The sequence below is a fragment of the Sphingomonas sp. HT-1 genome (assembly GCF_048568905.1).
In the GTDB taxonomy this organism is placed as follows: Bacteria; Pseudomonadota; Alphaproteobacteria; order Sphingomonadales; family Sphingomonadaceae; genus Sphingomonas.
The window spans coordinates 1391131-1412025 of the sequence record NZ_CP183770.1 but is presented as its reverse complement, the minus strand read 5'-3'; the positions used below and the strand labels follow the sequence as shown (position 1 = coordinate 1412025).

At 65.8% G+C, this 20895-nt stretch carries 22 protein-coding genes; 14 read left to right on the top strand and 8 right to left on the bottom strand.

The window, feature by feature from the left end:
• Positions 1 to 30 precede the first annotated feature (30 nt).
• Genes ispZ through mtaB form a run of 3 tightly spaced genes read right to left on the bottom strand, consistent with a single transcriptional unit; the run spans position 31 to position 2805 of the window.
• Positions 31 to 609 carry a septation protein IspZ gene (ispZ, locus tag ACNFJ7_RS06585; protein ID WP_019368092.1) on the bottom strand — a complete coding sequence of 193 codons (579 nt, stop codon included), beginning with the start codon at positions 607 to 609 and terminating at the stop codon, positions 31 to 33.
• 37 nt (positions 610 to 646) lie between these two features.
• A complete protein-coding gene (ftsY, locus tag ACNFJ7_RS06580) occupies positions 647 to 1582 on the bottom strand; it encodes a signal recognition particle-docking protein FtsY (RefSeq protein ID WP_019368093.1) in 936 nt (311 codons plus the stop codon).
• Positions 1579 to 2805 carry a tRNA (N(6)-L-threonylcarbamoyladenosine(37)-C(2))-methylthiotransferase MtaB gene (mtaB, locus tag ACNFJ7_RS06575; protein ID WP_026008872.1) on the bottom strand — a complete coding sequence of 409 codons (1227 nt, stop codon included), beginning with the start codon at positions 2803 to 2805 and terminating at the stop codon, positions 1579 to 1581. The genes ftsY and mtaB overlap by 4 nt, the downstream gene beginning before the upstream one ends.
• Here mtaB and ACNFJ7_RS06570 point away from each other — a divergent pair.
• A complete protein-coding gene (locus tag ACNFJ7_RS06570; protein WP_019368095.1) occupies positions 2805 to 3383 on the top strand; it encodes a DUF924 family protein in 579 nt (192 codons plus the stop codon). The genes mtaB and ACNFJ7_RS06570 overlap by 1 nt on opposite strands.
• On the opposite strand, the gene ACNFJ7_RS06565 is transcribed toward ACNFJ7_RS06570, so the two are convergent.
• On the bottom strand, positions 3358 to 4953 hold the full coding sequence (locus ACNFJ7_RS06565; protein ID WP_152997745.1) for a putative bifunctional diguanylate cyclase/phosphodiesterase: 1596 nt from the start codon (positions 4951 to 4953) through the stop codon (positions 3358 to 3360). The genes ACNFJ7_RS06570 and ACNFJ7_RS06565 overlap by 26 nt on opposite strands.
• Positions 4954 to 5187: 234 nt before the next feature.
• Here ACNFJ7_RS06565 and ffh point away from each other — a divergent pair, with 234 nt between their 5' ends.
• From ffh to ACNFJ7_RS06545, 4 genes are read left to right on the top strand one after another with little or no spacing between them, the layout of a single operon-like run.
• Positions 5188 to 6669 (top strand): signal recognition particle protein, encoded by a 1482-nt coding sequence (gene ffh / locus ACNFJ7_RS06560; RefSeq protein ID WP_019368098.1) that lies wholly within the window; start codon positions 5188 to 5190, stop codon positions 6667 to 6669.
• Positions 6670 to 6717: 48 nt separating this feature from the next.
• Complete coding sequence (rpsP, locus tag ACNFJ7_RS06555; RefSeq protein WP_026008873.1) at positions 6718 to 7104, top strand: 30S ribosomal protein S16; 387 nt, start codon at positions 6718 to 6720, stop codon at positions 7102 to 7104.
• 60 nt (positions 7105 to 7164) lie between these two features.
• On the top strand, positions 7165 to 7668 hold the full coding sequence (gene rimM, locus ACNFJ7_RS06550; RefSeq protein WP_026008874.1) for a ribosome maturation factor RimM: 504 nt from the start codon (positions 7165 to 7167) through the stop codon (positions 7666 to 7668).
• Positions 7669 to 7694: 26 nt separating this feature from the next.
• Positions 7695 to 7991, top strand: coding sequence for a hypothetical protein (locus tag ACNFJ7_RS06545; protein WP_019368101.1), 297 nt, complete (start codon positions 7695 to 7697; stop codon positions 7989 to 7991).
• Between the two features lie 55 nt (positions 7992 to 8046).
• Here the strand turns inward: ACNFJ7_RS06545 and ACNFJ7_RS06540 are convergent, their stop codons facing one another.
• Positions 8047 to 8949, bottom strand: a complete 903-nt coding sequence (locus tag ACNFJ7_RS06540) for an NAD(P)/FAD-dependent oxidoreductase (RefSeq protein WP_019368102.1) — start codon at positions 8947 to 8949, stop codon at positions 8047 to 8049.
• A gap of 58 nt (positions 8950 to 9007) precedes the next feature.
• On the opposite strand from ACNFJ7_RS06540, the gene ACNFJ7_RS06535 reads away from it, so the two are divergent.
• Genes ACNFJ7_RS06535 through rplS form a run of 5 tightly spaced genes read left to right on the top strand, consistent with a single transcriptional unit; the run spans position 9008 to position 11202 of the window.
• Entirely contained in the window at positions 9008 to 9388 is a 381-nt protein-coding gene (locus tag ACNFJ7_RS06535; protein ID WP_019368103.1) for a type II toxin-antitoxin system VapC family toxin, read from the top strand.
• A 55-nt stretch (positions 9389 to 9443) separates the two neighbouring features.
• Complete coding sequence (locus ACNFJ7_RS06530; protein WP_019368104.1) at positions 9444 to 9713, top strand: AbrB/MazE/SpoVT family DNA-binding domain-containing protein; 270 nt, start codon at positions 9444 to 9446, stop codon at positions 9711 to 9713.
• A complete protein-coding gene (locus ACNFJ7_RS06525; protein WP_019368105.1) occupies positions 9706 to 10083 on the top strand; it encodes a type II toxin-antitoxin system VapC family toxin in 378 nt (125 codons plus the stop codon). The genes ACNFJ7_RS06530 and ACNFJ7_RS06525 overlap by 8 nt, the downstream gene beginning before the upstream one ends.
• On the top strand, positions 10080 to 10814 hold the full coding sequence (trmD, locus tag ACNFJ7_RS06520; protein WP_019368106.1) for a tRNA (guanosine(37)-N1)-methyltransferase TrmD: 735 nt from the start codon (positions 10080 to 10082) through the stop codon (positions 10812 to 10814). Before ACNFJ7_RS06525 ends, trmD begins: the two co-directional genes overlap by 4 nt.
• A 1-nt stretch (position 10815) precedes the next feature.
• Complete coding sequence (rplS, locus tag ACNFJ7_RS06515) at positions 10816 to 11202, top strand: 50S ribosomal protein L19 (protein ID WP_019368107.1); 387 nt, start codon at positions 10816 to 10818, stop codon at positions 11200 to 11202.
• A gap of 146 nt (positions 11203 to 11348) precedes the next feature.
• Here rplS and ACNFJ7_RS06510 read toward each other — a convergent pair whose 3' ends face one another.
• On the bottom strand, positions 11349 to 11657 hold the full coding sequence (locus ACNFJ7_RS06510; RefSeq protein ID WP_019368108.1) for a hypothetical protein: 309 nt from the start codon (positions 11655 to 11657) through the stop codon (positions 11349 to 11351).
• A 470-nt stretch (positions 11658 to 12127) separates the two neighbouring features.
• On the opposite strand from ACNFJ7_RS06510, the gene ACNFJ7_RS06505 reads away from it, so the two are divergent.
• Positions 12128 to 12505, top strand: a complete 378-nt coding sequence (locus tag ACNFJ7_RS06505) for a GAF domain-containing protein (RefSeq protein WP_152997928.1) — start codon at positions 12128 to 12130, stop codon at positions 12503 to 12505.
• 21 nt (positions 12506 to 12526) lie between these two features.
• On the opposite strand, the gene ACNFJ7_RS06500 is transcribed toward ACNFJ7_RS06505, so the two are convergent.
• Complete coding sequence (locus ACNFJ7_RS06500) at positions 12527 to 12820, bottom strand: hypothetical protein (RefSeq protein ID WP_019368110.1); 294 nt, start codon at positions 12818 to 12820, stop codon at positions 12527 to 12529.
• Positions 12821 to 13211: 391 nt separating this feature from the next.
• On the opposite strand from ACNFJ7_RS06500, the gene ACNFJ7_RS06495 reads away from it, so the two are divergent.
• The 3 genes from ACNFJ7_RS06495 to ACNFJ7_RS06485 all read left to right on the top strand — a co-directional run bounded on the left by ACNFJ7_RS06495 (position 13212) and on the right by ACNFJ7_RS06485 (position 18901).
• Positions 13212 to 15428, top strand: coding sequence for a S9 family peptidase (locus ACNFJ7_RS06495; RefSeq protein WP_026008875.1), 2217 nt, complete (start codon positions 13212 to 13214; stop codon positions 15426 to 15428).
• Between the two features lie 238 nt (positions 15429 to 15666).
• Positions 15667 to 17484 carry a methyl-accepting chemotaxis protein gene (locus ACNFJ7_RS06490; RefSeq protein ID WP_237718452.1) on the top strand — a complete coding sequence of 606 codons (1818 nt, stop codon included), beginning with the start codon at positions 15667 to 15669 and terminating at the stop codon, positions 17482 to 17484.
• 391 nt (positions 17485 to 17875) lie between these two features.
• Complete coding sequence (locus ACNFJ7_RS06485; protein WP_019368113.1) at positions 17876 to 18901, top strand: aspartate-semialdehyde dehydrogenase; 1026 nt, start codon at positions 17876 to 17878, stop codon at positions 18899 to 18901.
• A gap of 64 nt (positions 18902 to 18965) precedes the next feature.
• Here ACNFJ7_RS06485 and ACNFJ7_RS06480 read toward each other — a convergent pair whose 3' ends face one another.
• On the bottom strand, positions 18966 to 20882 hold the full coding sequence (locus ACNFJ7_RS06480) for a methyl-accepting chemotaxis protein (RefSeq protein WP_019368114.1): 1917 nt from the start codon (positions 20880 to 20882) through the stop codon (positions 18966 to 18968).
• Positions 20883 to 20895 lie beyond the last annotated feature (13 nt).

Here is a 20895-nt window from a genome sequence, read left to right as displayed (position 1 = left end):
GGACGGGCTGTCCGGCGCCCCTTTTTCGTGTCAGCCCTCCGGCGGGAGCGGGGCGTCCTCGGGCTTTTCGAGCTGCAGGCCGTGGCGGAGCAGCATAGGGATGTTGGCGATCGCGAAGACGAGCGTGAGCGGGATCACGACCCAGGTCTTGAACGTCACCCATTTGTCCCAGTCGAGCGTGTGGCGCATGCCTTCGTTGAGGACCGCCATCGCTACGAAGAAGATCGTCCAGTTGATCGTCAACAGGCGCCAGCCCTTGGCGCTGAGGCCGGGATAGGCGGCCTCCAGCATCGTCTGGAGCAGCGGCTTGTTGGTGACGAGGCCATAGCCCAGAATCACCGCGAACATGGCATACACGATCGTCGGCTTGATCTGGATGAAGGTCCGGTCGTGATAATAGAGCGTCAGCCCGCCGAACACGAGCACCAGCACGCCGGTGATCCACAGCATCGGCGAGACATGCCGGGTCTTCAGCCAGGAAACGGCGATTGCCACCGCCATCGCGACCATGAACGCCATCGTCGCCGTGAGAATGCGTTCGATCTGCATGCCCGGTGCGAGGCTGTTGACGAGGAAGAAGACGATCAGCGGACCATAGTCCAGCGTCATCCGCAGGCCGGCGGAGGCCTGGGGGCGGGGGGCGGATTCAACCATGGGCCAATGCCTCCACGCCGGCGATGATGCGCGCGACTTCCTGTGCGTCGAACGGGCGGAGATCGTCCACCTTCTCGCCAACGCCGATCGCGTGGATGGGCAGGCCGTATTTCTCGGCCGCGGCCACCAGCACGCCGCCGCGCGCGGTGCCGTCCAGCTTGGTCATGACCAGGCCGGTGACGCCCGCCACTTCCTTGAACACCTCGATCTGGTTGAGCGCGTTCTGGCCGGTGGTCGCGTCGAGCACCAGCACCACGTCGTGCGGGGCGGCGGGATTGAGGCGGCCGAGCACACGGCGGACCTTGGCCAGCTCGTCCATTAGTTCGCGCTTGTTCTGCAGGCGGCCGGCGGTGTCGACGATCAGCACGTCGGTGCCGATCTCGGTCGCCCGCTTCACCGCTTCGAAGACGATGCCGGCGGCATCGCCGCCCTCGGCGCCCGAGACGATCGGCACGCCGATCCGCTCGGCCCAAGTGCGCAGCTGGCCGATCGCGGCGGCGCGGAAGGTATCGCCGGCCGCCAGCATCACGCTGTAATCCTGCTCGAGCAGCTGGTTGGCGAGCTTGGCGATCGTCGTCGTCTTGCCCGACCCGTTTACCCCGATCACAAGAATCACCTGCGGGCGCGGGAACGCCTCGATCTCGAGCGGCTTGGCCACCGGCTCCAGCACCTTCGCCACCTCCTCGGCGACGATCAGCCGAATGCCGAGTTCTTCCATGTTGCGTTCGAACTGCCCTTCGGCGAGCCGCGCGCGCACCTTGGCTGCGGTGGCGGGGCCGAGGTCCGAGGCGATCAGTGCCTCCTCGATCTCGTCCAGCGTGGCCTCGTCCAGCCGGGCGAGCGACAGGCCGGCGAGGTTGCCGAGCAGCCGATCCGACGTCTTGCGAAAGCCGCCGAGCAGCTTTTCATGCCAGCTGGGCCCGCTCATGCGGCCAGCTTTCCGTCTTCGACGCGTGCAATCGTCACGTTCACCGTTTCTCCAGTCTGCCGAGGGGCGGCAAGCCGCACCTCGGCGAAATTCTCTGCATGGCCGCGGTCGCCCGGGCGCTCGACCAGCACCTGCTGGCGGCTGCCGACCAGCCCCTGCAGCCAGTGTGCCCGCTGCTCGGCCGCCGCTGCGCGCAGCCGGGCGGCACGATCGCGGATCGCGGCGGGCGCCACCTGCGGCATGCGCGCGGCCGGCGTGCCAGCGCGCGGGCTATAGGGGAAGATATGGGCATGCACCACGCCGCAATCGGCGATCAGGGCCAGCGTGTTGGCGAACATCGTCTCATCTTCGGTCGGAAAGCCGGCGATCAGATCGGCACCGATCGCAATTTCGGGGCGGGCAGCGCGCAGGCGATCCGCCAGATCCACCGATTGCGCGCGGCTGTGGCGGCGCTTCATCCGCTTGAGGATCATGTCGTCGCCGGCCTGGAGCGACAGATGGACGTGCGGCATCACGCGCGGCTCCTGGGTGAGCAGCGCGAACAGCCGGTCGTCGACTTCGATCCCGTCGAGCGAGGAGAGCCGCAGCCGCTGGAGCCCGGGCACATGGCGCAGGATGCGCTCCACCAGCGAGCCGAGCGCCGGACTGCCCGGCAGATCATGGCCATAGCTGGTGAGATCGACGCCGGTCAGCACCACCTCGCGATGCGCCTCGGCAAGCATCGCGATCCGATCGATCACCGCCCCGGCGGGCACCGAGCGGCTGTTGCCGCGCCCAAAGGGGATGGCGCAGAAGGTGCAGCGATGGTCGCAGCCATTCTGCACTTCCACAAAGGCACGGGCATGGGTGGAGAAGCTGGCGGCCAGATGCGGCGCGGTTTCGCGGACGGCCAGGATATCCTGCACCTGCACCTTCGCCTCCGAGGCCCAGGCCTCCGGCAGCAGCTTCTCGGCATTGCCGATCACCCGGTCCACCTCGGGCATCGCGGCAAAGGCGGCAGGGTCGATCTGCGCCGCGCAGCCGGTGACGACCAGCTCTGCCTCCGGCCGTTCGCGCCGCGCCCGGCGGATCGCCTGGCGCGTCTGTTTCACCGCTTCGTTGGTCACGGCGCAGCTGTTCACCACGATCGCGTCACGCCCCGTCAGCAGCGCACGGATCGACTCACCTTCGGCTAGGTTCAACCGGCAACCCATGTTAAGGATGAGAGGCGAGGAGACGGACATTGGCCAGCGATCTAAGAGCGCCGACCCGAGAAGTCCACGAGAAGGCCCGCGAGGTGCTTGCCTTCTGGTTCGATGCGCTGATGCCCGAACAATGGTTTTCCGCCTCGGCGAGCGTAGATCAGGAGATTGCCGACCTGTTCGGTGCCGATCGCGACGCCGTGCTTGCCACCGATGCCGAAGGCTGGGACGAGGCGCCCGATACGCTGCTCGCCGCAATCATCCTGCTCGACCAGTTTTCGCGGAATATCCACCGCGGCAAGGCGGAAGCATTTGCCGGCGATGCGCTTGCCAGACGGCTGGCCTGTCACGCGCTGGAACGCGGCTGGGATACCGGAATGACGGACGAGCAGCGCCAGTTCCTGTATCTGCCGTTCGAACATGCGGAGGACGCCGAGTTCCAGGCGCTGAGCCTGCGCTGTTTCGAGGCACTCGGGCTGGAGGAACCGCTGGCCTATGCGCGCGATCACGCCGACGTGTTTCGGCGCTTCGGCCGCTTCCCCGGCCGAAATGCGGCGCTCTGCCGCATTTCGACGCCCGAGGAACTCGAGTATCTCAGCCAGCCCGGCGCTGGCTGGTAGGCGGCTCGCCCGGCAGCGGCGGACCGGGCTGCTGGATCAGCCGCCGCTCCGCGAGCATCCGGCGCGCGCCAGCGATCGAAAGCGGACGGCCGAAATGCCAGCCCTGCGCCTTGGCGCAGCCCAGTGCCAGCAGCCGCGCCGCGATCGCCGGATCTTCGACACCTTCGGCAGTGATCGGCAGGTTCAGGCTTTCGCCCATGCGCACGATGGCGTTGACGATCACCGCCGAGTCGGCATCGCGATTGAGCAGCTGGACGAAGCTGCGATCGATCTTGATCCGATCGAAGGGCAGGGCACGCAGATGCGCGAGTGAGGAATAGCCCGTGCCGAAATCGTCGAGGGCGATCCGGATTCCCTGGTTCTTCAGGCTACCCAGAATGGATTGGGTGAGCGGCAGATTATCGAACAGCGCGCCTTCGGTGATCTCCACTTCCAGACGGCTGGCCGGGAAGCCGGTCTCGGTCAGCACCTTGATGATCTTCTGCGCCAGCCATGCGTCGCGCAGCTGAACGGGGGAGATGTTCACCGACAGCGACAGGCCGGGATCCCAGTCGCGTGCCGCGCGAAAAGCCTGGGCCATGATCGAGAGCGACAGATCGGCGATCAGGCCTCTTTCTTCGGCGATCCCGATGAAGACATCCGGGCCGATCATGCCCTGCACCGGGTGTTGCCAGCGGGCGAGCACTTCGAATCCCTCGAGCCGTCCGCTCGACAGATCCACCTGCTGCTCGAAATAGGGAACGACCTCTTCGCGCGCGATCGCCATCGGCAAGGCGCTCTCCAGCTGCTGGCGGAGCCAGAGCGCCTCCTGGGTCGCCCGGTCGAACCAGGCGAGCCGGTTGCCGTTCGTCTTGCTGGCGACGGCCATGGCCGCTTCCGCCGATTGCAGCAGCACTTCCATTGTCGCGCATTCGAGGTTCGAGCGGGCGCCGCCGAGCGTACAGCGAATCTGCACCTCGTGCCCATCGATCTCGAACGGCTGGGCCAGGCTGAGCATCAGCCGTTCCGCGACCCGATCGACGGCCGTGCGCGCATCGGGATCGAACAGGAAGCCACAGGCGAATCGATCGCCGGCGATCTGCGCGGTGAGCGCGAGGGGCGGCATGGTCGCGGCGATTTCCCCTGCCACGGCCCGCAGCAGCGCGTCGCCGGCGCCACGATCCCGCTCGATGGCGAGCACGAGCACCGCCATCGATTTCTCCAGCCGCTGCGCACGCAGCAGCATCGTCGCACCCTGATCGAGGAAGCTCTGCCGATCAAGGATGGCGGCCGGGCGGCGGAGGCGGGGCGCCGCACGCGCCAGCCCCTTCGCCGAGCGCCCGTCGAGGCCGAGCGACGCATCCCGCCGCCGCCGCCATCCGATCACCAGCAGCGCGATGTTCAGCAACAATGCGACGATCAACCCCGGCTCCGGAGCGGCGGCGTCATCGGCGAGATAGCGCATGACGCTGGTAGCGATCAGGCCGCCAAGCGTCAGGAACAGCAGGCTGGTGACCATGCCGATCACCGGGAAGGCGAACGTCGCCCCTTGCCGCCATCTGTGCAGCCGGTCCTTCCTCCCGCGCCTCATTTTTCGGATACCCCTTACCGGACGAACGGGCAGCTTCGCATGGCGAGCGTGTAGATCGGGTTAAACCCGTAGAGGTTGCGTTTTACCTGCGTCGCCGCTAAGGGCATCAGACCGTTCCTCCGGGAACGCAAGACATTGCCACCCCGAGGGGTGACGCCGGCCGACGAGGTTTCGTCCGCCGGCGTGTTTTGCGTTTGGTGGGACAGAGGCTGAATTTGGAGTGATCTGGGCATCATGTTCGAAAGTTTGAGCGATCGGCTGGGCGGCGTCTTCGAACGTCTGCGCGGGCGTGGCGCGCTCAGCGAGGCCGATGTCCGGACCGCGATGCGCGAAGTGCGCGTGGCGCTCCTGGAAGCGGACGTCGCGCTGCCGGTAGCCCGCGAATTCGTCGACAAGGTAACCGAAGAGGCCGTGGGCCAGCAGGTGCTGCGCTCGGTTACGCCGGGTCAGCAGGTCGTCAAGATCGTCCACGACGCCCTGGTCGACATGCTGGGCGCCGATACCGCCGAACTGGCGATCGACGTTACCCCGCCCGCCGTCATCATGCTCGTCGGTCTGCAGGGTTCGGGCAAGACCACCACCACCGCCAAATTGTCCAAGCTGCTGAAGAAGCAGGGCAAGAAGGTGATGATGGCGTCGCTGGACGTGAACCGTCCGGCCGCGCAGGAACAGTTGGCCGTGCTCGGCACGCAGACCGAGGTGGCGACGCTGCCGATCGTCGCGGGGCAGCAGCCGGTCGATATTGCCCGCCGTGCGCTCCAGTCGGCGAAGCTCCAGGGCTTCGACGTGCTGATGCTCGACACCGCTGGCCGTCTTCACGTCGACCAGGCGCTGATGGATGAGATGAAGGCGGTGGCCGACATCTCGCGCCCCCAGGAAATCCTGCTCGTCGTCGACTCGCTGACCGGTCAGGACGCGGTGAACGTCGCCAGCAACTTCTCGGCGCAGGTGCCGCTGACCGGCGTGATCCTGACCCGCATGGACGGCGATGCGCGCGGCGGTGCCGCACTGTCGATGCGCGCCGTCACCGGCCAGCCGATCAAGTTCGCCGGCATGGGCGAGAAGCTCGACGCGATCGAGCCCTTCCATCCGAAGCGCGTCGCCGGCCGCATCCTGGGCATGGGCGACGTCGTCAGCCTGGTCGAAAAGGCCGCCGCGGCGATCGATCAGGAAGATGCCGAGCGCATGGCGAACCGGCTCGCCAAGGGCCAGTTCGACATGAACGACCTGCGCGCGCAGCTGGCGCAGATGCGCAAGATGGGCGGCATCGGCGCGCTGGCGGGGATGATCCCTGGCATGAAGAAGGCGCAGGCCGCGGTCGACCAGGTCGGCGGCGATAAGGTGCTGCTGCGCATGGACGCGATCATCAGTTCGATGACGCCGAAGGAGCGCGCCAAGCCCGAACTGCTCAACGCCAAGCGCAAGATCCGCATCGCCAAGGGCAGCGGCCTGACCGTGCAGGACGTGAACAAGCTCATCAAGATGCATCAGGAAATGCAGACCGCGATGAAGCGCCTGAAGAAAATGGGCGGCATCAAGGGCATGATGGGCATGCTCGCCAAGGGCGGTCCCGGTGGCGGCATGGGCGGCATCGGCAACGCCCTTGGCGGCGCCGACATGGGCGAGATGATGGACAAGGTGGGCGCTGGCCTGCCTGGTCTCCCGGGCGGCGCCAAGTTGCCGCCGGGCTTCGAGAATTTGCTGAAGAAGAAGTAATTTAGTTCAACCGGTTTCAATCGTATCTCAAGAAGGAAGTGAAGTAGAATGGCTCTCTCCATGCGTCTGTCGCGCGGCGGCTCCAAGAAGCGCCCGTACTACCGGATCGTCGTTGCTGACGCCCGCGCGCCCCGCGACGGCAAGTTCATCGAGAAGATCGGCACCTACAACCCGCTGCTCGCCAAGGATTCGCCCGAGCGCGTGAAGCTGGACGGCGATCGCGCCAAGTACTGGCTGGGCGTCGGCGCGCAGCCGACCGATCGCGTGCTGCGCTTCCTCGATGTCGCCGGCATCAAGGAGCGTCCGGCTCGCAACAACCCGAAGAAGGCCGAGCCGGGCGAGAAGGCCAAGGAGCGCGCCGAGGAGCGTGCGGAGAAGGCCAAGGCCGCTGCGGAAGCCGCTGCCGCACCGGCCGAAGAGGCTGCCGAGGCTTGAGGCTGAACCTCCCTCCCGTCACGCACGGGAGGGATGCCTTGTGCGTCGCTGTTCCCGATCATGGCAGAATCTTCCGCTCCCTCGAACCGCGGCGATCGCCCGGTGACGCTTGCCGCCGTGATCGGCGCGCACGGCATCGCCGGCGAGGTGCGCCTGAAGGTGTTCGCCGAGGATCTGGCGGCGCATAAAAGCTTCAACGGCGGCACGCTGACGCTCAAGTCGGTGCGCGGCGGGCCGAACGGCACGATCGCCCGCTTCGCCGAAGTGGCCGACCGCAACGCCGCCGAGGCACTGCGCGGCACCGAACTGACGGTGCCGCGCGCCGCCCTCCCGCCGCTGGGCGAGGGGGAATATTATCATGTCGACCTGCTCGACCTGCCCGTGATGGACGAGGAAGGTGGCGCGATCGGCCGTGTCGTGGCGATCGACGATTATGGCGCGGGCGACGTGATCGAAATCGAGCGCCCCGACGGCAAGCGCTTCATGGTGCCGATGCGGCCCGAGGCGGTGCCGCACTGGGATGCCGACAAGCTCGTCGTGGCGAGCGCGTTCGTCGAGCAGTAAGCCGAATTTCCTGCTATAGGCGCGCCATGGTGATCGTCGCCTGGTGGTTTGTGCTATCTGTGGCTGCGGTCCTGGCCTGGATCGCAGCGGCTGGCTTGCGGTTCGCGCATACCGGCAGGCTGGTCGCTACTATCGTTTTTCCGGCGATGCTGGCGGGGGCGGGTGCCTGGCGCACCTTTTTCCCATCCGGAGCCGCTATCCATGCGCCCGGCTGGAATGTTGTGTTCGTCCTGCTGAGCTTGTCGGCGGGGCTCGCAGGCGGCGTTTCCGTACTGCCGATCTGGTTCCTGGCCGAGGAAAAGTTCGGCTGGCGCGCTCGGTAGGGCTGCAGCTACCTCCGGAACCGGCCGGGGCGCGCACAATCCGTCGCTGCAGCCTTTAGCGCCAAAGCGGCGCCTCGGCGTTGAGCATGTTGCGGATTGTCGTTGCGGCGACGCCGGCTTCGCCCATGGCGTGGCTGATCTGGTCCAGTCCCTTGGCGACGTCGCCCGCTGCGAACAGGCCAGCGAGCGAGGTGCGCTGGTGATCGTCGACTTCTAGGCAGCCGCTCGGATCGGCACGGGCGCCGGCCTGTACCGCCAGTTCCGAACGGATGTGCGAGCCTAGCGCCGGGTAGAGGCTGTCGAACGCGAAACGCCCGCCGGCGGCGGAGAGGGTCAGTTCCTCCCCCTCGATCGCCCAATCGCGTGCGGGGCCATCGATACGCTCGATCCCGGCGGCGTCGAGTTCTGCCTGCTGGGCCGGCGGCAGATCATGAGCATCGGGGGCGATCAGCGTCACGTCTCTGGTGAAGCTGCGCACGAACAGCGCCTCGCGCGCGGCGTGCTCGCCGGTACCGTAGACCGCCACGCGCTTGTCCGTGACTTCGTAGCCGTCGCAGACCGGGCAGTAGCGGATCCGCCCCTGCGCCAGGGCCGCGTCGTGCAGCCCATCGGGCATCGGCGGGCGATGATTGACGACGCCGGTGGCCAGCAGCACCGATCGCGCGCGCACCTCGCGTTCGCCGATCTGTGCCGCGAAGCCGCCGTCCACCGTGCGCAACGCGGTGACTTTCGCTGCCTCGCGCACCGTGCCGTATTTCTCCGCCTGTGCGCGCATCGCAGCGAGCAGGTCCAGGCCCGAAACACCCTCCGGATAGCCGGCATGGTTATGCGTGCAGGGGATCAGCGCGGCACGGCTCGATCCGCAGTCGAACAGGCGGATCTTCAGATGGTAGCGGCTGAGATAGATGGCGGCGGTGAGCCCCGCCGGGCCGCCGCCGATGATGATGCAATCGTCCATCGCGCGCCAGCGCGTGGGGAGGGGACAGGTTCCCGATTCGGGTGCTATCGCCGCACCAATGGCCGTTCCGACATACCTGCTCGACACCTGTGTCTGCATCCGCTTGCTGCGTGGGGGCGGCGCGCCGGTCGCCCGGCGGCTCGCCGCGGCAGCGCCGGGGGCGATCGCGATGTCGGCCATCAGCCATGCCGAACTGGTCGATGGCGCTGCGCGCGGCAGGGTGGGGGCGCTGGCTGCGCTGGACGTCCTGCTGGACCAGGTGCCGGTGATCGCCTTCGACGAGGCGGCCGCGCGCGCCTTTCCAACGGCGCGCGCGGCGCGGGGGCGGCTGGATCGGCTGATCGCCGCTCATGCACTGGCGCTCGATGCGACGCTGGTCACCCATAACGGCCGCGATTTCCGCGCGGTGCCTGGGCTGCGGATCGAAGACTGGTTCTGAGCGGATTGTGTTTCGCGGGGCGTGTATATACAGCACGTATATACGGAGGCGACGCGTGGGCGAGGAATATCGCGCCAAGATTTTCAAGTCGGGCAATTCGCTGGCGCTGCGCCTGCCCAAGGCGCTGGGCCTGAAGGAAGGCGCCGAGGTGGTGCTGCGCGAGGAACGCCGTGGCTTCTCGGTGGAACCGGTGGACGGCGAGGAGAAGATCGGCGCCGACTGGATTGGCGCGCTTCCCTGGTTGAAGCCGATACCGGATGAAGACCGGGAAATTGAGGATCGGGAACTAGACTGGGGCTTGCGCAAGCTGCGCCGCGATGGCTGATGCGCATTTTCTGCTCGACAGCAACATCTGCATCTACCTGCTCCAGGGCTCGGTGGCGCCGTTAAATGCGCGTGTCCGAACCCAGGGGCGGGGCAGTCTTGCGGTTTCGGCGATCAGCTATGCCGAAATCCGGCTCGGCATCCGCGCGCCCGAGGCGGAGCGGGCGCTCCAGGGCTTCTTGCGCGATGTGTTGCTACTGCCTTTCGACGCCGCCGCTGCCGAAGCCTATGCCGGGCTGCCGTTCCGCCGCGCACGGCTGGATCGGCTGATCGCGGCGCAGGCGCTGGCAGGCGGGCTGACGCTGATTACCAACAACGAACGGGATTTCGCCGACATCCCCGACCTCAGAATCGAGAACTGGACGCTGTGACCTTCGCTGCTACCGTCGTGACGCTATACCCGGAGATGTTCCCCGGGCCGCTGGGCATCTCGCTTGCCGGACGCGGCCTGCGCAAGGGGCTTTGGTCGCTGGAGATGGTCCAGATTCGCGACTTCGCCACCGACAAGCATCGCTCGGTCGACGATACGCCGGCCGGAGGCGGGGCGGGGATGGTGCTGCGCGCGGATGTCGTGGCTTCTGCGATCGACAGCGTCGCGCGCGAAGGCCGGCCGCTGCTCGCAATGACGCCGCGTGGGCGCCCGTTGACCCAGGATCGCGTGCGGGCGCTTGCGGCAGGCCCCGGCGCCATCGTGCTGTGCGGTCGATTCGAGGGCTTTGACGAGCGCATCTTCGACGCCCGCGACGTCGAACAGGTTTCGATCGGCGACTACATTCTCTCCGGCGGCGAGATGGCGGCGCTGACGCTGCTCGATGCTTGCATTCGGCTCGTTCCCGGCGTAATGGGCGCGACTTCCAGCGGCATGGACGAGAGCTTCGAAACGGGGCTGCTCGAATATCCGCAATATACCCGACCTGTCGAATGGGAAGGGCGCACGATCCCCGAAGTGCTGCGATCGGGGGATCATGCGAGGATCGAAGCCTGGCGTCGCGCCATGGCGGAGACCGATACACGGCTAAGGAGGCCGGACCTTTGGGAGCGTCATGAGGGCGCTCGGGTTCAGTCTCCCTCTGGCGCGCGGCGAAAACATGGGACTGACTGAGATGAACCTCATCCAGACGCTCGAAGCCGAGCAGATTGCCAAGTTCAACGAAGCCAAGAAGATTCCGGAATTCCGCCCGGGCGACACCGTCCGCATCGGTGTGAAGGTCGTCGAAGGCGATCGTACCCGCGTGCAGAATTTCGAAGGCGTGTGCATCGCGCGCGCCAACAAGGGCATGGGTTCGAACTTCACCGTCCGCAAGATCTCGTTCGGTGAAGGCGTGGAGCGCGTATTCCCGCTTTATTCGCCGAACATCGATTCGATCGAGGTCGTGCGTCGCGGTGTCGTGCGTCGTGCGAAGCTCTACTATCTGCGTGGTCGCACCGGTAAGTCGGCGCGTATCGCCGAGCGCCGCGATCCGCGCGCAGGTGCGCAGGCTGCCGAATAACGGCGGCTTGCCAGACGCTTACGAAAGGGCGTGCGGAGCGATCCGCGCGCCCTTTTTCATATGTGGAGAAGGGCAGGCAATGGGAGCGGCGCGGGCCGGCCAAAGGCAACCCGGCGTCATCAATGGTCGTTCGACTGCCAGCCCGATCAGGCGGCGACGCGGTCCGATGTCTGGAGGAGCGCGCGCCCACGCGCCGTGAGGGCAGCGTCACGCAACTCGGGCCCACGAATCCCGATCACGAGCGCTTCATAGGCAAGCAAGCCGCGATCGCAGAGCGTCTGCACCGCGCTGATGAACATATTCTGCTGATCGACAGAGGTGCCAAGGCCAAGATCGCTCGGGTGCAGCGTCGCGCTGCCGGGCCATACGTTGAGCAGGGTACGCCCGATGGCAGCCACGCACACCGAATCGACCGTTTTCAGCGCTTCGATTCCGTCCCGGCTTTTTGCCATCATGCTCTCTCCCCACCCCCAACCGCACGTAGATGCAATGATCCATGCCGAACGGGGCAGTGTTTTGCCCCATCCACCCGTCGACCACTGCTGCAGGGGACGGAGCCGTGCTTCGCAAAGCAGCAAGCGTCTCGATACTCCTGCGTCCCGCTGTCTGAGCCGGCATGTGCGACTCTTTACAACTGAACCTCGGAGCTACTTACCGGACTAGGCAAATTCTGCCTAGTCCGGTTCATATCCGTAATGAATTTATCGGTTGATAACTTAGACGACGCGTCTCGGAATGGAACAGGCTGCATCCGCACAGTCCGATGCGTCCTTCGGCCCCTGAATCCGCTGAGGCATCGCCGCTGGTGACCCTTCGTGCTGCTCCGATGGGTACAAATCCGTACTCGCCGGACCTCTCTGGTTTCGCCAGAAGTGCTTCATTGCTTCCAGGGATTAGCGTGATGTCAGGTCCGTTCGCGAATTACATGTCTGCACAGCCACGGGGCGGCGATCACCGGGATCCCCGTGCCGTTTCGGTCGGGCGTATCGCGAAGACCGCAGTTGCGTTGCTGCGCGGCGATGTGGGCATCGTCCAGTTCGGCTCGGTCGCAGCGCTGGCGGCGTCAGACGCGATCGATACGGGAGTGGCCGCACACCAGCTGGCGAACCCCGTGGTTGCGCTGGAGCAGGGTTATCTCGGGCAGGTTTCGGTGCCGCTGTGGCAGCACGGCCGCCGGATCGGCACGCTGGCCGTTCTGAGCCGCCGGCCGCGGACCTTCTCGAATGCGGAAATTGCGCTGCTGCGCGAGCTTTCCGAGGCAATTCAGGTGTCGGGCGGGCGCGCGGCCATCCTGGTGCACTGAGCGGCGGCCGAAGCCGCGACCTTAATGGGTGGCGGTCACGCGCGCGGCAAGCGCGGCACGACCGCGCGCGGTGAGCGCCGCATCGACGACGACCGGGCCGTCGGCATTGATGACGAGCGCTTCGTACGACAGGAAGCCCGCGTCGCTCAGCGACTGGACGATCGCCAGAAACTCCAGGGTTGCCCCTTGATCACCCGGTAGCCCGATGCTTTCGGGTGTCAGCACCACGAGCGCCGGCCACTTGTCTTGCAGCAGCCGAGTTGCGGACTCGACAGGCGCATCCTTGCGCGTACCCAACAGGCCGTCCGAAGACATGCGGCCAAACTCCCTATCGACCAGGTGCGCCCCGTTACGCCGATCAGGCTTTTGCCAAACCTAAATAAGGTTTGTTAACGAATGGTTAACGCGGCTATTCCTGCTTGTCTATGAGCAATAGATAGTAGCCGCGAACAAAGTTCAACGGTTTACGACTTGTAACCGTCGGCGGAATTCAAATATGAAAAACGATTGTTGTCCATGCGCATTATCCAGGATGCACGTGCAACTGTACGTAAGTGTCGAAACATGCAAATGGCTAAATTAACAGGCATTTATCCCGCCATTTAACCATGATTCGCCGCCGGCCTGCGCTCGGCCCCTTTACCTGCCCGCTGCTGGCGATAAACCCTTGCCCTTTCGGCAGTGTGGCCGGACGACGGAGTGGTGGATGATCAGGTGGGTGGTGGTAGGGTTGATGTTGGGGATGAACGTGACGGAGGGGAAGGCGCAGGAGGCGGCGTCGATTCCGCTCGCGCGAGTGTTCGCCAGCCCGGCGATCGACGGCCCGGCGCCGCGTGCCGTGAAGCTGTCCCCCGACGGCAAATACCTAACCCTGCTGCGTAACCGCGACACCGATCGCGAGCGCTTCGACCTGTGGGCGATGGACACCGCCACCGGCCAGTGGCGGATGCTCGTCGATTCCAAGTCGCTCGGCTCGGGTGCCGAATTGTCCGAGGCCGAGAAGATGCAGCGCGAGCGCGCGCGGATCGGCGGCACCAAAGGCATTATCAGCTATGACTGGTCGCCCGACGGCAAGACAATCCTCGTCCCCCTCGACGGCGAACTGTTCCGCGCCCGGCTGACCGGCGACGTGGAGAAGCTGCCTGCCGCCGCCGGCCCGAAGCTGAACCCGGGCCTCAGCCCGGCCGGCAAATACGCCAGCTACCTGCAGGATCAGAATCTGGTGGTGATGGACCTGGCCACCGGCAAGGCCGTCCGCATCACCCCGGACGGCGCCGGTACGGTCCATTGGGGCGAAGCCGAGTTCGTGGCGCAGGAGGAAATGGCGCGCAGCGACGGCTATTGGTGGTCCCCCGACGACGCCTATCTGGCCGTCGAGCGCTTCGACGAAGCGCCGGTGGGCATCGTCACTCGGGCCGCGATCGGCGCCGAAGGCACCAGCATCGTCCAGCAGCGTTATCCCAAGGCGGGCACGGCCAACGCGCTAGTCGAACTCTATGTGCTCGATCCGGCCGGCCAGAAGCGCGTGAAGGTGGACCTGGGCAGCGATCCCGACATCTATCTCGCCCGCGTCGACTGGGCACCGGACGGCAAGACGCTGTTCGTCCAGCGGGAGAATCGCGCGCAGACGCAGCTCGATCTGCTCGCCATCGACCCCAAGACCGGTGCATCGCGCGTGCTGTTCAGCGAGAAGGCAGCGCCGAAGAGCTGGGTCAACCTGTCCTATGCTTTCAAGCCGCTCGACGACGGTAGCCTGATCTGGTGGTCCGAGCGCGACGGCCATGGGCATCTGTATCGCTGGCAGGAAGGCCGCTTCACCCAGCTCACCAAGGGCCCGTGGGAAGTTGCCGCCGACGGCATCAGCGTCGATCAGAAGCGCGGCCGGATCTATTTCCAGGGCAACAAGGACGATCCGCTGGAGCGGCACCTCTATCGGGTCGACTATCGCAAGCCCGGCACCATCACGCGGCTTACCGAGCGCGGCTGGTGGAACACCGCCAGCATGGACGCGAGCGGCACCCGCGCGATCGTCAGCCGGTCCAATCCGAACCAGCCGCGCCAAGTGTACCTCGCCGACGCGGAGGGCAAGCGGATCGCCTGGGTGCAGGAAAATGCGGTGAGCGATCCCAAGCACCCCTATCATCCCTATCTGGCCGCGCATCGCACACGCAGCTTCGGAACCATCAAGGGCCCGGACGGAACCGACCTGCATTGGGAGATGATCACGCCCAAGCTGGAGCCGGGCAAACGCTATCCGGTGTTCTTCCAGCATTATGGCGGCCCGCATGCGCAGACGGTGAGCCGCGCCTGGGGCGGGACGCTGCAGCAATATCTGGTGCAGCACGGCTATATCTGGTTCCAGATCGACAATCGTGGGTCGGCCAATCGCGGCGTCGCGTTTGAAAGCGCGATCTGGCAGGCGATGGGATCGGTGGAGGTGCAGGACCAGCTGGCCGGCGCCGCCTATCTCAAGACGCTGGCATTCGTCGATCCGAAGCGGATCGCCACTTATGGCTGGTCCTATGGCGGCTATATGACGCTGAAGATGCTGCAGGCGGCGCCCGGCACCTTCGCGGCCGGTATTTCCGGCGCGCCGGTGACCAAATGGGAATTGTACGACACCCATTATACCGAGCGCTATATGGGCGATCCGCGAAAGGTGCCCCAGGCCTATGCGATGTCGGGCACGATCGCCGATGCCGCGAAGATCGCCGATCCGCTGTTGATGATCCACGGCATGTCCGACGACAATGTCGTGCTGGAAAACGGCACCGCCATGTATGCTGCGCTGCAGGCCAAGGACGTGCCGTTCGAAATGATGCTCTATCCCGGCCAGACCCATAAGGTTGGCGGACCCGGGATCAGCGAGCATCTGTGGCACACGATCCTGGGCTTTCTGGATCGGAAGATGGGTCAGCAATAACCCGCCTGCTGGCAGTCAAGCGGGCCGCATCGGTATCAGAGATGCGGCCCGTCGCTTGTTGTTCCAAGAACAATTGGTCTCGGTTACGTAATATTGCTAGGGCCAGTTCGCCGACGGTGTTTCAACCCCTCTCTATAATGCTTGGGATTGCGTGCCTTGACGTGCGCGCGTTGCAATCGGGAGTGGTTGGGCCATGCGGGTTTTCGTAGACTTGAAAATCCAGTTCAAAATCATGTTGATGCTGTCCGTTCTTGCAATCGCCACGATCGGCATGGGCTGGTACGGGTCGCGCGTTTCGAACACGATCGACACGCAGTATTCGCAACTGGTCGACGTGACGATGCCGGATACGGCGAAGCTGGTGCGGGTGAACCGCCTGGTCAACACCATGATGTATGCCTCCTACCGCACGCTGGCCTATGACGGGCGATCCGCCAAAGCAAAGCAGGCTGCGAAAGAGGAGGCTGACGCCTATAAGCAGGCGATCGACTATCTCGGCGAAGTCATGGCGACGGAAAAGGCGAGCATCTCGGAACTGACGCCGATCAAGGCCATGTTGGAAGGCATCCACGACCGCCTCCTGCCGGGGATCGAAGCGGGCCTTCAGAACGACAACGAGCGGGCCAAGGTGATACTGGCTGAAGCCGACGCGATGGGCCTCGAGTTCACGAAGAAGCTGCGCGACTATAACGATCGTCGCACCGCCGGCGCCACCAAGCTTTCGAACAGCCTGAGCGCTACGGCGGCTTCTTCCGGGTGGACGCAGATCATTATTGCGCTGATCGCGGTGGCAGTGAGCATGGGCGGCGCGATCTTCGTCGCTCGCACCCAGATCAGCGGTCCGCTGGAGCGACTGCAATCGGCGATGCGCGCGCTGGCCAGCGGCAACAACGGCGTCGACGTGCCCGGCACCGAGCGCGGCGACGAAGTGGGGGGCATGGCCAAGTCCGTCCTGGTGTTCAAGGACGCGGCGATCGCCCAGGCTGCCGCCAACGAAGCGAAGCTCGCCGGCGAGGCCGCGCAGAAGCTCGTCGTCGAAACGCTGGAAAGCCATCTCGCCAAGCTGGCCGACGGCGACCTGACCGCGACGATCGATTCGCGCTTCAGCGCGGAATATGAAGGGCTGAAGCTGAACTTCAACGCCGCCATCAACGGCCTGCGCGATCTGATCGCGGCGGTGATGGACAGCGCCGAGACGATCTCGACCGGATCGGCTGAAATCGCCCAGGCGAGCGAAGACTTGGCCCGGCGCACCGAAGGCGCCGCGGCGAGCCTGGAAGAAACCTCCGCCGCTGTCAGCCAGATGGATCAGCGGATCAAGGCGACCGCCGCCGCCTCCACCAAGACGGTGGAACGCGCGACCGGTGCGATCGGCGTGGTCGATTCGGGCCGCAGCGTCGCCGACGAGGCGATGCAGGCGATGACTCGCGTTTCCGAAAGCGCCAAAGGCATCGACAATGTGATCGAGGGCCTCGACAAGATCGCGTTCCAGACGCGGGTTCTGGCGATGAACGCCGCCGTCGAGGCGGGCCGTGCCGGCGAAGCTGGCCGCGGCTTCGCAGTGGTCGCCGATCTCGTCTCCGCCCTGGCGATGCGCGCCGAGGAAGAGGCCGGCCGCGCCCGCGACCAGCTGACCGCAACGCAGACCGACATCAACGCCGCCGTCGACATGGTGCGCCGGGTGGATAGCGCACTGGGCGCGATCGTCGGCGACGTGAACGAAGTGCATTCGCTGCTGGAAACGATGGCGACGGACAACCAAGTCCAGGCATCGGCGGTGACGCAGGTGGCGACGGCGGTGAACAGCATCGATCAGACGACGCAGCAGAATGCGGCGATGGTGGAGCAGACCTCGGCCGCCGCCCGCAACCTGAGCAGCGAAGTCGCGGCCTTGAGCGAGCAGGCGCTGAAGTTCAACACCGGCGATCGTGGCGGCCGCAAGCCCGCAAGGTCGCGCGTGCATGCCATGCCGGTCCGTTCGACACCGGCGCATTCGGCCAGCGTTTCCACCGTGCGCCAGACCGGTGCCGAAGTGGAGGAATGGGCAAGCTTCTGATCGGCGGGCGTACGCCAGGCACGCTGGAGTAACAGGGAGGGGAGGGCAGTCGTCTCGGGCGATTGCGCTCCCCTTTTCGTTTCCATCGGTTCAGTACGGCAAGGGCCGGGGCAGCGAGCCTCGGCCCTTGCCATATCGGCCCGCTTCGAGCCACGCGCTGACCTGTATCAAATTTCATAAAAGGGGCTCGCGGAGCAGCATTGTTTCTGCTACCGGCCGTCCGATGCTTCGAAAACGCGCCTTTCTTACGCGAATTACACCGCGCCCGTAACGGGCGCGATAGCTGCGCTTGGGCAGCGAAGCAGCGGAATGCGCGTGCATTCCACCTTTCTCTCACACTAATGGCACCCTGCGCCGCGTTCGTCGGCGGTTGGAAGGAAGAGGTATATTCATGGGCTACCGTGTCGTCGTCGCAGGCGCCACCGGCAATGTCGGTCGCGAAATGCTGAACATCCTGGCCGAGCGGGAATTCCCGATCGACGAACTCGCCGTGCTGGCGTCGTCGCGCTCGACCGGCGACATGGTCGATTTCGGCGAGACCGGGAAACAGTACAAGGTCCAGAATATCGAGCATTTCGATCCGACCGGCTGGGACATGGCGCTGTTCGCCATCGGATCGGAAGGTAGCGCCGTCTACGCGCCGAAGTTCGCCGCCGCGGGCTGCACGGTGATCGACAATGCCTCGTTGTACCGTATGGACCCGGACGTGCCGCTGATCGTGCCGGAAGTGAACCCGGAGGCCATCGACGGCTACAAGGCGCGCAACATCATCGCCAATCCGAACTGCTCGACCGCACAGATGGTGGTCGCGCTGAAGCCGCTGCACGACAAGGCGACGATCAAGCGCGTGGTGGTCGCGACTTATCAGTCGGTTTCCGGCGCGGGCAAGGCGGGCATGGACGAGCTGTTCAACCAGAGCCGCGCGATCTTCGTCGGCGACCAGGTGGAAGCCGCCAAGTTCACCAAGCAGATCGCGTTCAACGTGATCCCGCATATCGACAGCTTCCTGGACGACGGTTCGACCAAGGAAGAGTGGAAGATGGTCGCCGAGACCAAGAAGATCCTGGATCCGAAGATCAAGGTGACGGCCACCTGCGTGCGCGTGCCCGTGTTCGTCGGCCATTCCGAGGCGATCAACCTGGAATTCGAAGACGAGATCTCGGCCGAGGAAGCGCAGAACATCCTGCGCGAGGCGCCGGGCATCATGCTGGTCGATAAGCGTGAAAATGGCGGCTACGTCACCCCGATCGAGTGCGTGGGCGAATATGCCACCTATGTAAGCCGGGTGCGCGAGGATCCCACCGTGGACAGCGGCCTTTCGCTGTGGTGCGTCTCCGACAATCTGCGCAAGGGCGCGGCGCTGAACGCGGTGCAGATCGCCGAGCTGCTCGGCCGGCGCCATTTGAAAAAGGCCTGAATGCACAAACGGGGCGCCGCGCGGATCCGCGACGCCCCGTTGCCTGTTGCGCCGGCGGGCGCGTTCAGAAGCTGGCCCAGTCGTCCGCGCTGGCCAGCGCTTCCGCCGGGAGCGCCCGGGTACGGGCCACCGGAGCGCCCGTGGTGCGTGCGGCCGGCAGGGCCGGGCGCTTGATCGGCCCGGCGCCGGCGCCGGTGCGGAAGGTGCCGGCATGGGCATCGAGCCGGGCGACCTGATCGGTGAGCTGGCGGGCGGCGGCGGAGGTTTCTTCCACCATCGCCGCATTCTGCTGCGTCGCGCGGTCCATGTCGCCGATCGCCGAGCTGATCTCGCGGATCGCGGCGGATTGCGCCTGGTTGTCGGCCGCCATGCCGCCGAGCAGCACATGCACTTCGTCCACCGTGTCGACGATATTGGCGAGCGCCTGATCGACGCGCTCCACCGCGCCGCGGGCAACCTCCACTTCCGATTGGGTGACGGTGAGCTGATCGCGGGCCCGCTTGGCTTCCTCCTCGGCGCGCATCGCCAGGGCGGAGACGAGATCGGCGACCACGGCGAAACCGCGGCCCGCTTCGCCGGCGCGACCAGCCTCGACTGCGGCGTTCATGGCCAGGACGCGCGTCTGGAAGGCGATCTTGTCGAGGCCTTCGATCACGCTGTCGATGCCCTTGGCGCTGTCGGACACGCGGCTCATCGCCTGCACCGCCTCGTCGGCGACCGAACGGCCGGAGCCGACGACGCCGATCGCCTGGTCGGCGCGCTCGACGGTGCGGCTGGCGGCGGCCGCGGTGGCGTCGATCCGCTGGTTCATCTGGGTGATTGCGGCGGCGGTCTGCTCCAGGCTCGCGGCATTGGCCTCGGTGCGGCGGGCGAGATCCTCGGACGCGCTGGCGATTTCGTGCGAGCCGGTGCGGATCGATCCGGTGCTTTCGACGACCGATCCGATCAGCTCGCGCAGGCTTTCGACGGCCGAGCGGAAATGGGTGGCGAGCTTGGCATAATCGGTGGGGAAGTCGGAGCCGACGTCTGCGGTGAGGTCGCCGCCGGCGATGCGGGACAGCGCATCGCCCAACGCCGTCATCGCCTTGTCGCGCGCGGCTTCGGCGTCGCGGTCGCGGCCTTCGCTTTCGCGACGGGCCATTTCGATGGTGCGGAAATGCTGAAGCGCCTGACCGATGGCACCGATCTCGTCAGTGGCGGCGTGGGCCGGGATCTGCGCGTCGACCTTGCCCGAGGCGAGCGCGCGCATCGCACTCGTCATCTGCGCAAGCGGCGCGAACATGCGGCGGCCGGCCAGCCAGGCGCCGCCCGCGACCAGCAGGGTGATCAGGGCGGCCGAAAGCGCCATCGTCCAGCGCGCGCTGCCGATCTGGCCCATCACGTCGCTTTCGGGAATGCCGACATACAGGATGCCGATCGTCTTGCCCGAAGCGTCCTTGATGGGATCATAGCCGGTGAAGAAGGCCTTGCCGAGGATATTGGCCGAGCCGCGATAGGGCTGACCCTTTTCCAGCACGGTTTCGTAGGCAGCGTTGCGGTCCAGCCGGGTGCCGACGGCGCGGCTGCCATCGGGCTTGGTGACGTTGGTGGCGACGCGGACATCGCCGCGGAAGATAGTGGCGGTGCCGCCGACCAGGCGCTTCACTTCGTCGACCGGCGCGTCGGCGTCGTTGAGCTTGTGGCTGCCCACATAGAGGTCGTCGCCTTCCAGCCGGAATTCGGTGCCGTAGCGATGGAGCACGCTCCAGGCGACGCGCATGTTCACTTCCTGCCGCTCGGCCGCGGTGCGCGCGGCCTGGCCGGTCAGCGCATGATCCGCCACGAAGAAGGACGCTATCGCGAGAAAGAGCATGCCCCCGACGGCGAGAAATGTGGTCTTAGAGGCGAGTGGAAGGTTGTTGAGGCGCTGCAGCATGTTGATCCCGTCACAATGACCGCGCGGCGACTCCTGCGCCTTCAATGCGGTGATCTCCGACTTCATTATAGTGGGTCAG

Coding starts and splice junctions, on each gene's coding strand:
- ispZ (WP_019368092.1), bottom strand. CDS start 609: ATGACGCTGGACTATGGTCCGCTGATCGTCTTCTTCCTCGTCAACAGC.
- ftsY (WP_019368093.1), bottom strand. CDS start 1,582: ATGAGCGGGCCCAGCTGGCATGAAAAGCTGCTCGGCGGCTTTCGCAAG.
- mtaB (WP_026008872.1), bottom strand. CDS start 2,805: ATGTCCGTCTCCTCGCCTCTCATCCTTAACATGGGTTGCCGGTTGAAC.
- ACNFJ7_RS06565 (WP_152997745.1), bottom strand. CDS start 4,953: ATGAGGCGCGGGAGGAAGGACCGGCTGCACAGATGGCGGCAAGGGGCG.
- ffh (WP_019368098.1), top strand. CDS start 5,188: ATGTTCGAAAGTTTGAGCGATCGGCTGGGCGGCGTCTTCGAACGTCTG.
- rpsP (WP_026008873.1), top strand. CDS start 6,718: ATGGCTCTCTCCATGCGTCTGTCGCGCGGCGGCTCCAAGAAGCGCCCG.
- rimM (WP_026008874.1), top strand. CDS start 7,165: ATGGCAGAATCTTCCGCTCCCTCGAACCGCGGCGATCGCCCGGTGACG.
- ACNFJ7_RS06545 (WP_019368101.1), top strand. CDS start 7,695: ATGGTGATCGTCGCCTGGTGGTTTGTGCTATCTGTGGCTGCGGTCCTG.
- ACNFJ7_RS06540 (WP_019368102.1), bottom strand. CDS start 8,949: ATGGACGATTGCATCATCATCGGCGGCGGCCCGGCGGGGCTCACCGCC.
- ACNFJ7_RS06535 (WP_019368103.1), top strand. CDS start 9,008: ATGGCCGTTCCGACATACCTGCTCGACACCTGTGTCTGCATCCGCTTG.
- ACNFJ7_RS06525 (WP_019368105.1), top strand. CDS start 9,706: ATGGCTGATGCGCATTTTCTGCTCGACAGCAACATCTGCATCTACCTG.
- rplS (WP_019368107.1), top strand. CDS start 10,816: ATGAACCTCATCCAGACGCTCGAAGCCGAGCAGATTGCCAAGTTCAAC.
- ACNFJ7_RS06510 (WP_019368108.1), bottom strand. CDS start 11,657: ATGATGGCAAAAAGCCGGGACGGAATCGAAGCGCTGAAAACGGTCGAT.
- ACNFJ7_RS06505 (WP_152997928.1), top strand. CDS start 12,128: ATGTCTGCACAGCCACGGGGCGGCGATCACCGGGATCCCCGTGCCGTT.
- ACNFJ7_RS06500 (WP_019368110.1), bottom strand. CDS start 12,820: ATGTCTTCGGACGGCCTGTTGGGTACGCGCAAGGATGCGCCTGTCGAG.
- ACNFJ7_RS06495 (WP_026008875.1), top strand. CDS start 13,212: ATGATCAGGTGGGTGGTGGTAGGGTTGATGTTGGGGATGAACGTGACG.
- ACNFJ7_RS06490 (WP_237718452.1), top strand. CDS start 15,667: ATGCTGTCCGTTCTTGCAATCGCCACGATCGGCATGGGCTGGTACGGG.
- ACNFJ7_RS06485 (WP_019368113.1), top strand. CDS start 17,876: ATGGGCTACCGTGTCGTCGTCGCAGGCGCCACCGGCAATGTCGGTCGC.
- ACNFJ7_RS06480 (WP_019368114.1), bottom strand. CDS start 20,882: ATGAAGTCGGAGATCACCGCATTGAAGGCGCAGGAGTCGCCGCGCGGT.